Here is a 14399-nt window from a genome sequence, read left to right on the forward strand (position 1 = left end):
CGTCCCCTCCCCGTCTCCCCGGCAGCGCCGAACCACAAGGATGGAACCGCATGAGCGCGCCTCAAGACCTCCTCGCACCGGGGCAGTTCCCCGGAACGACGTACGACAGCGCCGGCGTGCACGACGTGTTCGCCCGGCGGGCCCGCGAACACCCGGGCGCCACCGCGGTCGTCACGGTGACCGGCTCCGACCCGGCGACGGCCGGCGCCGAGCAGGTGACCTATGCCGAACTCGACGCCCTGGCGGACCGCCTGGCGGTCCGGCTGACCGGGCTGGGAGTCGGCACGGGCACCCGGGTGGGTGTCTGTCTAGAGCCGTCGGTCCGACTGGCGGTGGCGATGCTCGGCATCATGAAGGCGGGCGGCGCCTTCGTGCCGCTCGACCCGGAGTATCCGGCCGCCAGGCTGAGCCACCTCCTGGAGCACTCGGGCTCCGCCGTCGTCGTCGCCCAGGCGGAGACCGTCGGCAGGCTCCCGCGCGACGGCGCCCAACCCCTTCTGCTGGACGCGGAGTTCACGGCCCTGCCCGACCACGGGCCCACACCGGCGCCGGCGTCCGGAGTGGAACCGGACGACATCGCCTGCGTCATCTACACCTCGGGCTCCACCGGCACCCCCAAGGGCGTGCTGATCACCCACCAGGGTCTGACCAACCTCGCGCAGGCCGCGGCCGACACCTTCGGGCTGGAACCCGGCCACCGCTTCCTCCAGCTCGCCTCCGTCAGCTTCTCCGCCGCACTGGAGGAGATCTTCCCGCCCTTGCTCAGCGGAGCGACCCTGCTGATGGCCGGCTACCCGCGCGCGCTGCCGACGGTCCGGCACTTCCTCGGCGTCCTGGAGCGGTACGCCGTCACCGGCTTCGAGATCACCACCGCCTACTGGCACCAACTGGGCGACGAACTGGCCGAGTCGGGCGGCCGACTGCCCGAGTCCGTCCGCTTCACGGTCATGGGCGGCGACCGGGCACGGCCCGACCGGGTGCTGGCCTGGCACCGGTCGGGCATCCCCCTCATCCACGTGTACGGGCCCACCGAGTCGACCGCCACCGCCACCTACCACCACTCGGGCCGCGGCGGGCCCCGCACGGACGGCATCCTGCCGATCGGCACCGCCATCGACCACACCGCCGTCCGCCTCCTGGACGAGAACCTGCGTCCCGTGGCCGACGACGGCCCAGGAGAGCTGTTCGTCGCGGGCCGGTCCCTGGCCCGCGGATACCATCGCGCACCGGGTGAGACGTCCGCGCGGTTCCTGCCCGACCCGTACGGACCGCCCGGCAGCCGCATGTACCGGACCGGTGACCTCGCCCACCGCCTCCCGGACGGCCAGCTGGAGTTCCTGGGCCGCACCGACAACCAAGTGAAGATCCGCGGGTTCCGGGTCGAGCCGGGCGAGATCGAGACGGTCCTCCAGCAGCATCCCGCCGTCCGGCAGGCCCTGGTCACCGTGGAACGGCGGGACGACGGAAGTGAGAACGCGGTCCTGCACGCCCATGTCACTCCGGCTCACGGCCAGGAGCCGGTGCAGCCCGACGATCCGCGCGGCCGCCAGCTGCACGACTACCTCGCGGGGCTGCTTCCGGCCTATCTGGTGCCGTCCACCGTCACCGTGCTGGACACGATCCCCCTGACACCCCACGGCAAGGTCGATTTCGCCGCTCTTCCCACCCGGTCCCAGGACACCGCGACAGGCAGGCCGCTGCGGCCGGGCACGGAGACGGACCTGGCCGGCGTCTGGCGGTCGGTCCTCAAACTGGACCATGTCGGCGCGGACGACGAGTTCCTCGCGCTCGGCGGCAACTCGCTCCAGGCGGTGAAGATCGCGGCCCGGCTGCACCGCGAACTCGGCCTCGACATCCTGCCCAACGACCTCCTCGCCTCCCGCACCGTCGCCCAGCTGGCCGCCCTCATCGACGGCCAGCGGGCGAGCGCACCGCAGGCGCCCGACGCAACGCGCCCCGCAGGCGGGACGGAGAGCCGGGAGACGGCCCAGTGGGCCCGCAAGCGCGCGGCCGTCGAGGCCTCCCTGGCCCGGTACTCCGGCGGACGCCGCGCCGCTCCCATCTCACCCTCCCAGCAGGGCCTGTACGTCCTCGGCCAACTCACCCGGGACATCCCGCTCTACAACGAGTCCTGGCAGTGCCGACTGACCGGCTCGCTGGACCGCGACGTCCTCGGCCGCTCCATCCAGGAGATCGCCCGGCGGCACGAGGCACTGCGTACCTCGTTCGGCCTGCTGGGTGGAAGCCCGGTCCAGTTCGTCGCACCGGACGTGAACATCCCCGTACGGTACGTCGACGTCTCGGCCGTGCCGGACGACGAGGCGAAGCTGCGCGAGGCCGAGCTCCGCGAACCGATCGACCCGGCCGGGTCACCCCTGCTCCGGGTCCTGGTCCTGTCCCGGTCAGAGACCGAGCACATCGCCGTGTTCACCGCCCATCACCTCATCGTCGACTTCGTCTCCGTGGACGTCTTCATGGACGAACTGGCGGCCTGCTACACGGCCTTCCACACCGGCGACACACCGGAACTGCCTCCGCCGTCGTTCCAGTACGGCGACTACGCGCTGTGGCAGCGAAGCCATCTGCGCGGCGAGAACCTCGACCGGCTGCTGCACTACTGGCGCGACCGGCTGGCCGACGCCGCGCCCCGGCCGCTGGAACTGGGCAGTGACCGTCCGGCACCCCAGAGCGTCGACTACCGGGGCGGGCGGCTGGCCCTGGACCTCCCGCCCGCCCTGCGCCAGGCCGTGCACGCACTGGCCAAGCAGGAGGGCGTCACCGCGTTCATGGTGCTGCTGACCTGCTTCTACCTCCTGCTGCACGAGCGCTCGGGCAGCGAGGACCTGTCCGTGGGCACACCGGTCGCCAACCGCGGCGGCCCCGGGACCGAGCGTCTGATCGGCTGTGTCAACAACACCGTCGTGCTACGCCAGCGGGTCCCGTCCGACGTGTGCTTCCACGACCTGCTGGCCCAGGTCCGCGACACCTGCCTCGGCGCCTACGAGCACCAGGACCTGCCCTTCGACCAGCTGGTGGAGAAGCTGGCACCGCCCCGGCATCCCGGCCGGAGTCCCTACTTCCAGGTGCTGTTCGCGCTGGAGGACGAGAAGGCGCTGGAGCGGTCCTTCTCGGGGATGACCCTCGACCGGAACGTCATCCTGCCCAACGGCTTCGCGAAGTTCGAACTGGTCTGCGTGGTCGAGGACCACGGCGACCAGCTGGAGGTCGGACTCACCTACCGCACCAGCCAGTTCGACGAGGCCACCGTGCGCGACCTGGCCGCCTCCTACGAGAAGCTCCTCACCGAGTACACCGCCGATCCGGACCGGCCCGTCGTCCAGCGGACGGACATCGGCGCCCGCACCCCGCACCCTGGCACCACCGTGGAGAAACCATGACGACCGACGCGACCGACGCACCCCAGCGGCCGGCCCCTGACCGGCCAGTGGCCGAACTGGTGCGCAACGCCGCCTACTGGCGGTGGGTGGCCGCCACCATGCTGCACCGGCTCCCGCCGATCATGGCGCCGATGGCACTGATCTGGGCCAGCACGCACTACACCGGCAGTCCCGCGGTCGGCGGCCTGCTGGTCGGCTTCGCCACCCTGCCGTGCATCCTGGCGGCACCGCTGTTCAGTCGGCTGCTGGAACGGTGGGGCCGCGAGCGGTGGACCCCTCGTGTCCTGGCCCTCGGTGGGGCGGCCCGGCTCGGGGTGGCCGGCGGCTTCGTCGCGCACGCGCCGGTCCCGGTCCTGTTCGCGCTGTCCCTCGTCGGCAACATGGCCACGTTCGGCGTCGGCGGCGCCATCAGGACCCTGCTGCGTACGACGGTCCCGCAGCGGCTCATCGGTTCGGCACTGTCCCTGGACGCGGTGCTCGTCGAACTCGTGGTCGTCGGAGCCCCGTTCGTGGTGGTGGTCTGCGCGCTCTTCGGCCCGGCGTACGCCCTGTTCATCATGGGCGCGGCCATGCTGACCAACGCGGTGCTGCTGTGGCCGAGGCCGAAACCGGTCTCCGAGGCCGGAGGGCAGGCCGCCGCGAAGGAGGCGGCCAAGGCGGACAAGGACGACGGGATCGCGCCGGACGTGCCGGAGTCGGCCGGTGTCTGGCGCAATCCGGCCTTCCTCTTCTGGGCCCTGGTGACCATGGCGTTCGGCCACTTCCTGGGCACGGCGGAAGTGGGCGCGCTGCCCCGGGTGGCGCTCAGCGGCGGGGGCACGACCGAAGCCGCGATCCTCACCGGGGTGCTCGGCGCGTCCAGTGCCGCGGCGGGCCTGGTCTATGCCTGGTACGTGACCCGGATCCGTCTCTCGCTCTCGATGCGCGCCGTCGCCCTGTTGCTGACGATGACGGCGGGCTGCCTGGTGATCGCCGAGGCCTCGGGCTGGTGGGCGCTCGTCGGGGCCTTCGCCATGCTGGGGCTGTGCGCCGCGCCGCTGAACTCCGTGATGACCGAGGCACCCGGCTATGTGGTGCCGCGGTCGCGGATGTCGGAGGCCTTCAGCGTGCTCGTCGCCACGCAGAGCATCGGGTACTCGTTCGCCGGCGGGCTCCTCGCCGTGGTGAGTGTCCACCACATGCTGCTGCTGGGCCCGGTGACCGCGGTCCTCGCGCTGCTCGCCGCCATGGTTCTGCGGCCCGCACGGGCCGCGGCCGCGCTCGGCGCCGCCGCGCGGTAGTTCGCGCCCACGACGAAGCCGGTGGCCCCTCCCGTGCGGGAGGGGCCACCGGCTTCGTCACGTCCTGGCGGTTCAGTCCGGGGACCGGAGGGCCGGACGCGTGTTCGCGTAGCTGTGGCCCAGCAGGACCGCCTCGGTGCGGGTGCGCAGGTTGAGCTTGGTGAGGATGTGGTAGACGTGGCTGCGGACAGTGGCCTCCTGGACGTGGAGCCGATGCGCGATCACCGTGTTGGTGACGCCGTGGCCCAGCGCCTCCAGCACCTCCAACTCCCGCTCCGTCAGGACGTCTTCGACCTGCGGCAGGGAGAGGTGCTCACGCCGCAAGCCGTCCGCCGTCCAATCGACCAGGACCTCGGCGATCGAGGCGGACAGATAGGTTCGCCCCTCATGGGCCTCCAGGACGGCGGTACCCAGGTCCCGCTGGCTGGTGTTGCGGTCCACGAAGCCGCGGACGCCGTACTTCACCGCCCTGCGCAGGGTGACGGCGTCGTCAGGCTGCATGAGGATCACCAGGGCCGGACTCGCGCCGGGCGAGAACTGTTCCGTGAGCGACGCCCCGGACCTGTCCTGCAGGCAGTCGCCCCCGATGAGCAGCACGTCGGGCCGTGCCCGCAGGGGCTGGGCGAACGCCTGTCTCACCGAGGCGAAATCGGCGATGATCTCGATCCGCGAGAAGGAGTCGAGGATGGCCCGGATCCCGGCACGCAGAATCGGATCTTCGTCGAGGACGACCAGATGGACGGGCCGGTCCGTCGTGCGAAGCGCGCGGCCGGCGGGGAGCAATGTGGTCTGGCTGTCCGTCAGGGTCACGTTGCGCTCCTTGGGACGAGTGGGCGGACGGGGCGGTTCTGACTCGGCACCGACCGGTCCGGCCTCAGAGCGAGCTGACAACGTTATCCAAGCTCACAGCGGCTTCGCCGGGAGCATGGAGCGCCGCGACCCCTCCCGTGCTGTCCCAGCCGATACCGTCATCAGCTAAAGCCACGGATGCCGTTTCTCCGACGGCGGACAGAGAAGCGACGGCGAGAATGACGGTGGCCACAAGGCCTGCGATCTTGGGCATGGGGGACACTCCTCGTCGATGACGCATACATGCGTTCCGTTGATTCCCCGGACAAAAGATCCCGAACTCGGGTTTGGTGGAGGATCAATCCGTCCAGTGCGGCGGTCGCCTGCGATCAGCAGTCTGCTCGAAAGTCCCGCGTCGACGGAACACCCCTTCGGTGGCACCTACGTGCCCGGCACCTAGGTGCCACATCCCTGGTCAACGAGTCGGCCACCCGACACGTGGTTGATGAAGGGCCAACCGGCTGGCAGAATCGGCGCGTTGACTGCGAGTCGGGGGAGGCCACCGGACAGGAGTAAAAAAGCGCGGTGACGATGTTAAGCGTTCTGGGGCTCAGCCCTGAAGCCGAAACAGTATACACGGCCCTGACAAAACAGCCTCAGTCCCGTCCTACGGAAATCCAGGAAGAAACAGGTCTCACAGCGGAAGAAATAGCGACCGCTCTCGAAGAACTCACCGAGTTGTCTCTTGTCCGCAGCTCCAGAGAAGACCCCGAGTCCGTCCGCGCGGTAAGTCTCCCCGTCGCCCTCACCACGCTGCTGCGCAGCCAGGAGCTCGCACTGTCCCGGCAGGTGAAGGAACTGACCGCCAAGCGGGCCGCCGTGGCGGAGGCCGCCTCCACGCTCAGCCTCCTGAACGACGGCACGGAACGGCTGATCGGCATCGACGCCATTGAGGCACGCCTCGAAACGCTCGCGCAGGAGGTGGAGTACGAATGCCTCGCGGTGCTCCCCGGCGGAGCCCAGTCACAGGCAAGTCTCGACGCGTCCCGGCCACTCGACGAAGAAGCGCTGAAACGCGGAGTCGCACTCCTGAACCTCTACCAGGACACCATGCGCCATGACGAGGCCACCCGCAGCTACGCGGAGTGGCTCGGCGAACGGAACGGCCAGGTGCGCACCACCGCCGTGCCCCCGCCCCGCATGCTCATCTTCGACCGAAAAGTGGCCGTCGTCCCGATCGACCCGGACAACTCACGGGCCGGCGCGCTCATCACCCGCGAGCCCGGGATCGTCGCCACGCTGGTCGCCACCTACGAACAGGCCTGGTTCGGTGCGGTTCCCTACGCGAGGGACCAGTCCATGCATCGGGAGCACGGCCTGACCGGAGCGCAGCGCAAGCTGCTGACCCTGCTGGCCCAAGGCATGACCGACGAGGCCGCCGCGAAACGACTGGGCATCGGACTGCGCACGGTCCGCCGTCAGATGTCCGTCATCATGGAACGCCTCGGCGCACAGAGCCGGTTCGAGGCGGGAGTGAAGGCCGCACAGCACGGCTGGCTGTGACGTCCACCTTGTCGCATGCACCGGCCGGCTCCCGGTACCCGACCTCCGTGTGCACAGCCCGGCGGCCTCCGTCCAGGCTGTCACGGAGGGTCAGCCACGAAGATACGGACCGGTGCGGGCGGGAGCGACCTCGGATTCGCTGAGACGGCATCAACGTTTCGTTGATGCGCCGCGGCCGAGTCGGCCCGCCCGTGAGGGTCGGCCTCGTCACCGGACGGCACCGCCGAGCGCGTGGTCGATCAGAGCACCGCGGGCGCTTCCCTGTCCGAAAAGGTGCTCCGAAATGTCCCCGCGCGCCTCGGACATGAGGAGCGTCAAGCTGAGCCCGCGGACGTCGCTGACGTGGACTCTGTCAGGGCCATCGAGGCGGACCGGGGCCAGGGCAGCCCGGCCCCTCCCACCCGGCTCCGGCCACCCCGGCGTCGGGTCAATACAGGCCAGCTACCGCACACTTGGCGGGAAATAGTACGCTGAGGCTATCGTCGCGGCGCAGGGGGTGTCCGGCGGATCGGATCGTGAGGGCTGGATGAGCAGCGAGATCTACTTCAGCAACAACCATCGTGACCTCTGCGAACGGAACGGCACGGGGGCCGGTTTCCAGTTCGAGTTCTCCTGTTCCCGCTGTTACGACACCTGGCGCTCACCGTTCGAGCCGTACACCGGTGAGCGCGCCGCCTCCTGGCTCGGCAAGGGTGTCGACATGGCCTGGAACATGCTGGGCAGCGCGGGCAGGGGGGTCTCCTCGGCGGCCGACGGGCTCGCCGGAGCGGGCTGGGGTCAGGCCCGCGACGCGGCCTTTCAGCGCGCGATCGACAACGCGCAGGGCCATTTCAACCGCTGTGCGCGCTGTACCGATTACGTCTGCGGACGCTGCTGGAACCCCGCACAGGGGCTGTGTCTGCACTGCGCGCCGGACACCGCAGCCGAGGCCATGGCCGCCCAGCACCGCGGCCTCAACGACGCCGCCTCACTGCGGGCCTACGCCGCCGGCCAGCAGACCGGCCAGGGCTACGACCCCAGCACACCACGCCAGTTGGTCTGCCCGCAGTGCCGGACCGAGACCCGCGGCGCGGCCTACTGCTCCGGCTGCGGTCACCACCTCGCGCAGTCCACGCTGTGCGCGTCCTGCTCCAGCCCCGTACCGGACGGCGCGGCGTTCTGCCCGGGATGCGGCACCCGGCGATGAACTGAGCCAGGTCGGCTGCGCTGCTCCGGCTGCGGTGGATCTCGGGGGACGAACGTGCGCCCCCGTGCACCGAGTTCGAAAGACGGGAAACGTCCGGGTCGGCCCGTGAGGGCCGACCCGGACGTCAGTGGTGCCAGACGGCTGTCCGGTCTCAGACGAGGTCGAACCGGTCCAGGTCGGAAACCTTGACCCACGCGTCGACGAAGTCCTTCACGAACTTCTCCTTCGCGTCGTCGCTCGCGTAGACCTCGGCGAGCGCGCGCAGCTCGGAGTTGGAGCCGAAGACGAGGTCGGCACGGGTGCCGGTCCACTTGACGGCGCCGGAGGCGTCGCGGGCCTCGAAGGTCTGCTGGTCGGCCGACGTCGACGTCCACGCGGTGCCCAGGTCGAGCAGGTTCACGAAGAAGTCGTTGGTCAGCGTGCCGACCCTGTCGGTGAGGACACCGTGCGCGGACTGGCCCTGGTTGGCGCCGAGGACGCGCAGGCCGCCGACGAGGACGGTCAGCTCGGGGGCGCTCAGGGTGAGCAGGTTGGCGCGGTCGAGCAGCAGGTACTCGGCCGGCAGGCGGTTGCCCTTGCCGAGGTAGTTGCGGAATCCGTCGGCGTTCGGCTCCAGCGCGGCGAACGACTCGACGTCGGTGTGCTCCTCGGTCGCGTCAACACGGCCGGGCGTGAAGGGAACCTCCACGTCGACGCCGCCGTCCTTGGCGGCCTTCTCGACCGCGGCGGCACCGCCGAGGACGATCAGGTCGGCCAGGGAGACCTTCTTGGCGCCGGTGTTGAACTCCTGCTGGACGCCTTCGAGGACCCGCAGCACCTGAGCGAGCTGGTCGGGGTCGTTGGCCTCCCAGCCGCGCTGCGGCTCCAGACGGATCCGGGCGCCGTTGGCACCGCCGCGCTTGTCGCTGCCGCGGAAGGTGGAGGCGGACGCCCAGGCGGCGGACACGAGCTGCGGGACGGTCAGGCCGGAGGCGAGGATCTTCGCCTTGAGGGCGGTGACGTCGGCGGCGTCGATGGCCTCGCCCTCGGCCTGCGGCAGCGGGTCCTGCCACAGCAGGGTCTCCGAGGGGACCTCCGGGCCGAGGTACAGGGACTTCGGGCCCAGGTCACGGTGGGTCAGCTTGAACCAGGCGCGGGAGAAGGCGTCCGCGAACTGGTCCGGGTTCTCGTGGAAGCGCTTGGAGATCTCGCCGTAGATCGGGTCGAAGCGCAGCGAGAGGTCGGTGGTGAGCATGGTGGGGAGCTTCTTGGCGTCGCTGTGGGCGTCGGGGATGATCGCCTCGGCGTCCTTGGCCACCCACTGGTTGGCGCCGGCGGGGCTCTGGGTCAGCTCCCACTCGTAGCCGAAGAGGATGTCGAAGAAGTCGTTGCTCCACTGGGTGGGCTTGGTGGTCCAGGTCACCTCGAGGCCGGAGGTGATCGCGTCGCCGCCCTTGCCGGTGCCGTAGGAGGACTTCCAGCCCAGGCCCTGCTGCTCCAGCGGGGAGGCCTCGGGGTCGTCGCCGACCGACTCGGCCGGGCCGGCGCCGTGGGTCTTGCCGAAGGTGTGGCCACCGGCGATGAGGGCGACGGTCTCCTCGTCGTTCATGGCCATGCGGCGGAAGGTCTCGCGGATGTCGCGGGCCGCGGCCAGCGGGTCCGGGTTGCCGTTGGGGCCCTCGGGGTTGACGTAGATGAGGCCCATCTGGACGGCGCCGAGCGGGTTCTCCAGCTCGCGGTCGCCGGTGTAGCGCTGGTCGTCGAGCCAGGTGGTCTCGGGACCCCAGTACACGTCCTCGTCGGCCTCCCAGACGTCGGCCCGGCCGCCGGCGAAGCCGAAGGTCTCGAAGCCCATCGTCTCCAGCGCCACGTTGCCGGTGAGGATCATGAGGTCGGCCCAGGAGATGGACTGGCCGTACTTCTTCTTGACGGGCCACAGCAGGCGGCGGGCCTTGTCCAGGTTGCCGTTGTCCGGCCAGCTGTTCAGCGGCGCGAAGCGCTGCTGGCCGCGGCCGCCACCGCCGCGGCCGTCGCTGATGCGGTAGGTGCCGGCGCTGTGCCAGGCCATCCGGATCATCAGCGGGCCGTAGTTGCCGAAGTCCGCCGGCCACCAGTCCTGCGACGTGGTCAGTACCTCGGCGATGTCCTGTTTGACGGCCGCCAGGTCGAGGGCGCCGAACGCCTCGGCGTAGTCGAAGTCAGCGCCGAGCGGGTTGGCGACGACCGGGTCCTTGGCGAGGATCTTCAGGTTGAGGCGCTCGGGCCACCACTGACGGTTGCCGCCGCCCTGGGTGGGGTGCGCGGCGCGCCCGTGCGCGACGGGGCAGCCCCCTGCTTCCTCCGACTTCGCGTCCGTGACGATTGCGTCGTGGTTCTCAGACATGGATGGGGATCCTTCCGAACTGGGGGTACACGTGGTTCAGCTACGGGGGGCGTCGGTACAGGCGGGGCACAGGCCCCAGTAGATGACCTCGGCCTCGTCGATCGAGAAGCCTTGGTCGTCGGCGGCGGTCAGGCAGGGTGCCTCGCCGACCGCGCAGTCGACGTCGGCGACGACACCGCACGACCTGCACATGAGGTGGTGGTGGTTGTCGCCGACGCGTCCTTCGAAGCGGGCAGGGCTGCCGGCCGGTTCGATACGGCGTATGAGTCCGGCCGACGTCAGCGCGTGGAGCGCGTCGTAGACGGCCTGGAGCGATATGTGTCCTACGCGGTCACGGACCCCGGAGGCGACCCCTTCGACGTCGAGGTGGTCGCCGTGCCGGACGGTCTCCAGCAGCGCGACGCGGGCTGCCGTCACCCGCAGGCCGGCACCGCGCAGCTCCTCAGCGGTGGTCGGTGGCTGGGATGCGGTCATGCGGATCAACCTACAGCCATAAACACGAGTGATTCAAGAAAACAAACGGTTCAAGTTTGGTGTCGAGCCGGGGCGGGCGCCGTGAAGCGGTCCCCGGCGGTGCCGGTGCGGCGGGGCCGGGGGCGATCCGAAGCCGGATTCAGCGACGGCGCTGCTGAATCCGATGGCGGGGAACGGTTGGACGCGGAATTCGCGCGGGGGCACAGTAGGCGTGTCGGCCACCCCGGCCGCACCGCCCCCTCATGCACCTCGCGGAGAGCCCCCGATGAACCACGTCGCAGATCCTGAGCGCTACAACGGCACCATGCGCTACCGCCGCACCGGCCGCTCGGGGCTCGACCTGCCCCTGCTGTCGCTCGGCTACTGGCACAACTTCGGTGACGACCGGCCGTTCGAGACCCAGCGGGAGATCGCGCTGCGCGCCTTCGACCTGGGCATCACCCACCACGACCTGGCGAACAACTACGGCCCGCCCTACGGCTCCGCCGAGTCCAACTTCGGACGGCTGCTGAAGCAGGACCTCGCGCCGTACCGGGACGAGCTGGTGGTCTCCACCAAGGCCGGCTGGGACATGTGGCCCGGTCCGTACGGCCAGGGCGGCGGCTCCCGCAAGTACCTCCTCGCCTCGCTCGACCAGTCGCTGCAGCGCACGGGCCTGGACTACGTGGACATCTTCTACTCCCACCGTCTCGACGCGGGCACCCCGCTGGAGGAGACGATGGGCGCCCTGGACACCGCCGTCCGCCAGGGGAAGGCGCTCTACGTCGGCATCTCGTCCTACGACGCCGAGCGCTCCCGCGAGGCCGCCGCGATCCTCCGCGACCTGGGCACACCGCTGCTCATCCACCAGCCGTCGTACAACATGCTCAACCGGTGGATCGAGGACGACGGGCTGCTCGATGCCGCGCGGGACGAGGGGTTCGGGGTCATCGGGTTCACCGCGCTGTCGCAGGGGCTGCTGACCGGGCGGTACCTGGACGGGATCCCGGAGGGGTCGCGGGCCGCGCAGGGCACGTCGTTCGACGCGGGCTGGCTGACCGAGGACATGGTGCGCCGGCTGCGCGCGCTGAACGACATCGCCGCCCGGCGCGGGCAGACCCTCGCCCAGATGGCGCTCGCCTGGGCGCTGCGCGACGAGCGGGTCACCTCCCTGGTCATCGGTGCCTCCCGCACCGAGCAGCTCGAACAGAACGTGGCCGCGCTGGACAACCTCGAGTTCAGCGAGGAGGAGCTGGCGGAGATCGACTCGTACGCCGTCGACGGCGGGGTGGATCTGTGGCAGGACGCGCGGACTGGGAAACTCGGCTGACGCCGGAGGTGCCGGACGGCACCTCCCAGGACACAGCGGAGGCGTGGAGTACATGACAGTTGACAGCTCGGTCGAGGGCACGGACGGCAGCGTCGGCGACGACGGGACCACCCCCACCACGCAGGCGGTACTGGAGACGCTGACCCCCAGCGCGACCTTCCTCGTCGTCACCGTGGAGCCCGGCGGCGAGGACACGGTGCGCCACCTCCTGGAGGATCTGGCCGGGTTGACGCGGTCCGTCGGGTTCCGCGCGCCGGACGGACGGCTCAGCTGCGTCACCGGCATCGGCTCGGAGGTGTGGGACCGGCTGTTCGCCGGCCCGCGCCCCGCCGAGCTGCATCCGTTCCGCGAGCTCGTCGGCGACCGCCACCGCGCCGTCTCCACCCCCGGCGACCTGCTCTTCCATATCAAGGCCGTACGGGCCGACCTGTGCTTCGAGCTGGCCGCCGCGATCATGGGCCGCCTGGGCGACGCGGTCGTCGTGCGCGACGAGGTGTCCGGGTTCCAGTACTTCGACGTGCGGGATCTGCTGGGCTTCGTCGACGGCACGGAGAACCCGTCCGGGCAGGCGGCCCGCGACGCGGTGGTCATCGGCGGCGAGGACCCGGAGTTCGCGGGCGGCAGCTATGTGATCGTGCAGAAGTACCTCCACGACATGGCGGCCTGGAACGCGCTGCCGGTGGAGCAGCAGGAACGGGCCATCGGGCGCAGCAAGTTGACCAACATGGAGATGGACGACGACGTCAAGCCGGCCGACTCGCACCTCTCGCTGAACGTCATCACGGGCCCGGACGGCACCGAGCGGAAGATCCTCCGCGACAACATGCCGTTCGGCAGCGCGGCCCAGGGCGAGTTCGGCACCTACTTCATCGGGTACGCGCGGACGCCCTCGGTCACCGAGCAGATGCTGCGCAACATGTTCCTGGGCACCGACTCCGCGTCCCACGACCGCATCCTGGACTTCTCCACGGCCGTCACCGGAAGTCTCTTCCACGTCCCCTCCGCGGACTTCCTCGACGATCTCCCGGACCGTCCCGAGGGATCGGCCGGGTGACCTCCGCGGACGGCTGACGAGCCGTTTCCGGAGGGCGGCGCGGGGGCGCGGCAGAATTCAGCGATGGGCCAAGATCCGTACACCGCGCGGGTGTTGACGTGCACACACCCGCCTGCGAAGGTCTGGACCTGGCGCATCCAGTAGCGCCCCCACAGCCAAGAACTGGAGTCGGCGTGCCTGAACTGACACCCCCCACCGACAGCACCGCGAAGCCCCGGAGCCGGCGCCTTCGCCGCTCCGCCGTCGTCACCGTCCTCGGCGCGCTGGCCCTCGTGGTCGGACAGGCGACGGCCGCCCAGGCCTCCGTCCTGACGGCGCTCCCGCAGAACGCGGACGGCCTGGAGCAGACCTTCTCCCCGGCCTACGACTACGACGGCGACGGCTGCTACGCCACGGCCGCCATCGGCACCGACGGCACCCTCAACCCCGGGCTGAAGCTCGGCGGCGACGTCAACGGGCACTGCCACGACCTGGCGCAGCTGAACAACTCGAACACGTACTCCCGCGAGAAGTGCAACAACGACTGGTGCGCGGTGATGTACGCGAGCTACTTCGAAAAGGACCAGGTCACCCTGGGTCCGGCGGCGATCGGGCACACCCACGACTGGGAGCACGTCGTGGTGTGGATCAAGGACAACACGGTCCAGTACGTGTCGGTGTCGCAGCACTCCTCGTACCAGGTGTCGGCGGCCTCGGGGGTGCGCTTCGACGGCACGCACCCCAAGATCGTCTACCACAAGGACGGCATCGGCTCGCACGACTTCCGCTTCGCCAACACGAACGACGAGCCCGCGGAGAACGCCACCGGCAACTGGTTCTTCCCGCGCCTGGTGGGCTGGAACGGCTACCCGGCCGGCCTCAAGGACAAGCTGCTGGCCGCCGACTTCGGTTCGGCGACCCTGAAGATCAGGGACGTCGACTTCAACTACGCCCTGTCCATCGCGAAGCCCTCCGGCATCTCCTTCGACCCCAACGCGTGACACC

11 protein-coding genes are annotated in these 14399 nt (G+C 70.2%); 7 read left to right on the forward strand and 4 right to left on the reverse strand.

Annotated elements, in window-relative coordinates; genetic code table 11:
- The first annotated feature begins 50 nt into the window (after nucleotides 1–50).
- A complete protein-coding gene (locus ACIPTO_RS18545; protein WP_401193282.1) occupies nucleotides 51–3398 on the forward strand; it encodes an amino acid adenylation domain-containing protein in 3348 nt (1115 codons plus the stop codon).
- Complete coding sequence (locus ACIPTO_RS18550) at nucleotides 3395–4678, forward strand: MFS transporter (RefSeq protein WP_401193285.1); 1284 nt, start codon at nucleotides 3395–3397, stop codon at nucleotides 4676–4678. Before ACIPTO_RS18545 ends, ACIPTO_RS18550 begins: the two co-directional genes overlap by 4 nt.
- Nucleotides 4679–4750: 72 nt before the next feature.
- Here ACIPTO_RS18550 and ACIPTO_RS18555 read toward each other — a convergent pair whose 3' ends face one another.
- Together ACIPTO_RS18555 and ACIPTO_RS18560 are read right to left on the reverse strand one after the other, a co-directional pair.
- A complete protein-coding gene (locus tag ACIPTO_RS18555) occupies nucleotides 4751–5488 on the reverse strand; it encodes a LuxR C-terminal-related transcriptional regulator (protein WP_401193288.1) in 738 nt (245 codons plus the stop codon).
- Nucleotides 5489–5552: 64 nt separating this feature from the next.
- Complete coding sequence (locus tag ACIPTO_RS18560; RefSeq protein WP_366317447.1) at nucleotides 5553–5741, reverse strand: hypothetical protein; 189 nt, start codon at nucleotides 5739–5741, stop codon at nucleotides 5553–5555.
- A 317-nt stretch (nucleotides 5742–6058) separates the two neighbouring features.
- Between ACIPTO_RS18560 and ACIPTO_RS18565 the strand changes: the two genes are divergently transcribed.
- Together ACIPTO_RS18565 and ACIPTO_RS18570 are read left to right on the forward strand one after the other, a co-directional pair.
- Nucleotides 6059–7030 carry a LuxR C-terminal-related transcriptional regulator gene (locus ACIPTO_RS18565; RefSeq protein WP_401193664.1) on the forward strand — a complete coding sequence of 324 codons (972 nt, stop codon included), beginning with the start codon at nucleotides 6059–6061 and terminating at the stop codon, nucleotides 7028–7030.
- Between the two features lie 526 nt (nucleotides 7031–7556).
- Nucleotides 7557–8216, forward strand: coding sequence for a zinc ribbon domain-containing protein (locus ACIPTO_RS18570; RefSeq protein WP_401193291.1), 660 nt, complete (start codon nucleotides 7557–7559; stop codon nucleotides 8214–8216).
- A 151-nt stretch (nucleotides 8217–8367) separates the two neighbouring features.
- Here ACIPTO_RS18570 and katG read toward each other — a convergent pair whose 3' ends face one another.
- Both katG and ACIPTO_RS18580 read right to left on the reverse strand, forming a co-directional pair.
- The gene (gene katG / locus ACIPTO_RS18575; RefSeq protein WP_366317443.1) at nucleotides 8368–10578 is read right to left on the reverse strand and encodes a catalase/peroxidase HPI; all 2211 of its coding nucleotides are present in this window, start codon (nucleotides 10576–10578) and stop codon (nucleotides 8368–8370) included.
- Nucleotides 10579–10614: 36 nt separating this feature from the next.
- Nucleotides 10615–11052 carry a Fur family transcriptional regulator gene (locus tag ACIPTO_RS18580; protein ID WP_366317441.1) on the reverse strand — a complete coding sequence of 146 codons (438 nt, stop codon included), beginning with the start codon at nucleotides 11050–11052 and terminating at the stop codon, nucleotides 10615–10617.
- A gap of 265 nt (nucleotides 11053–11317) precedes the next feature.
- Between ACIPTO_RS18580 and mgrA the strand changes: the two genes are divergently transcribed.
- From mgrA to ACIPTO_RS18595, 3 genes are all read left to right on the forward strand, one after another.
- Nucleotides 11318–12361 (forward strand): L-glyceraldehyde 3-phosphate reductase, encoded by a 1044-nt coding sequence (gene mgrA, locus ACIPTO_RS18585; protein WP_366317439.1) that lies wholly within the window; start codon nucleotides 11318–11320, stop codon nucleotides 12359–12361.
- Between the two features lie 52 nt (nucleotides 12362–12413).
- Nucleotides 12414–13415 carry a Dyp-type peroxidase gene (locus tag ACIPTO_RS18590; protein ID WP_401193295.1) on the forward strand — a complete coding sequence of 334 codons (1002 nt, stop codon included), beginning with the start codon at nucleotides 12414–12416 and terminating at the stop codon, nucleotides 13413–13415.
- Between the two features lie 272 nt (nucleotides 13416–13687).
- Nucleotides 13688–14395 (forward strand): NPP1 family protein, encoded by a 708-nt coding sequence (locus ACIPTO_RS18595; RefSeq protein ID WP_366318291.1) that lies wholly within the window; start codon nucleotides 13688–13690, stop codon nucleotides 14393–14395.
- Nucleotides 14396–14399: the final 4 nt, after the last annotated feature.

This window comes from Streptomyces sp. NPDC090083, from assembly GCF_044747445.1.
Taxonomy (GTDB): Bacteria; Actinomycetota; Actinomycetes; order Streptomycetales; family Streptomycetaceae; genus Streptomyces.

Excerpts from the sequence above, each read along its gene's own strand:
- ACIPTO_RS18545 (WP_401193282.1), top strand. The coding sequence starts at position 51 with ATGAGCGCGCCTCAAGACCTCCTCGCACCGGGGCAGTTCCCCGGAACG.
- ACIPTO_RS18550 (WP_401193285.1), top strand. The coding sequence starts at position 3,395 with ATGACGACCGACGCGACCGACGCACCCCAGCGGCCGGCCCCTGACCGG.
- ACIPTO_RS18560 (WP_366317447.1), bottom strand. The coding sequence starts at position 5,741 with ATGCCCAAGATCGCAGGCCTTGTGGCCACCGTCATTCTCGCCGTCGCT.
- ACIPTO_RS18565 (WP_401193664.1), top strand. The coding sequence starts at position 6,059 with ATGTTAAGCGTTCTGGGGCTCAGCCCTGAAGCCGAAACAGTATACACG.
- ACIPTO_RS18570 (WP_401193291.1), top strand. The coding sequence starts at position 7,557 with ATGAGCAGCGAGATCTACTTCAGCAACAACCATCGTGACCTCTGCGAA.
- katG (WP_366317443.1), bottom strand. The coding sequence starts at position 10,578 with ATGTCTGAGAACCACGACGCAATCGTCACGGACGCGAAGTCGGAGGAA.
- ACIPTO_RS18580 (WP_366317441.1), bottom strand. The coding sequence starts at position 11,052 with ATGACCGCATCCCAGCCACCGACCACCGCTGAGGAGCTGCGCGGTGCC.
- mgrA (WP_366317439.1), top strand. The coding sequence starts at position 11,318 with ATGAACCACGTCGCAGATCCTGAGCGCTACAACGGCACCATGCGCTAC.
- ACIPTO_RS18590 (WP_401193295.1), top strand. The coding sequence starts at position 12,414 with ATGACAGTTGACAGCTCGGTCGAGGGCACGGACGGCAGCGTCGGCGAC.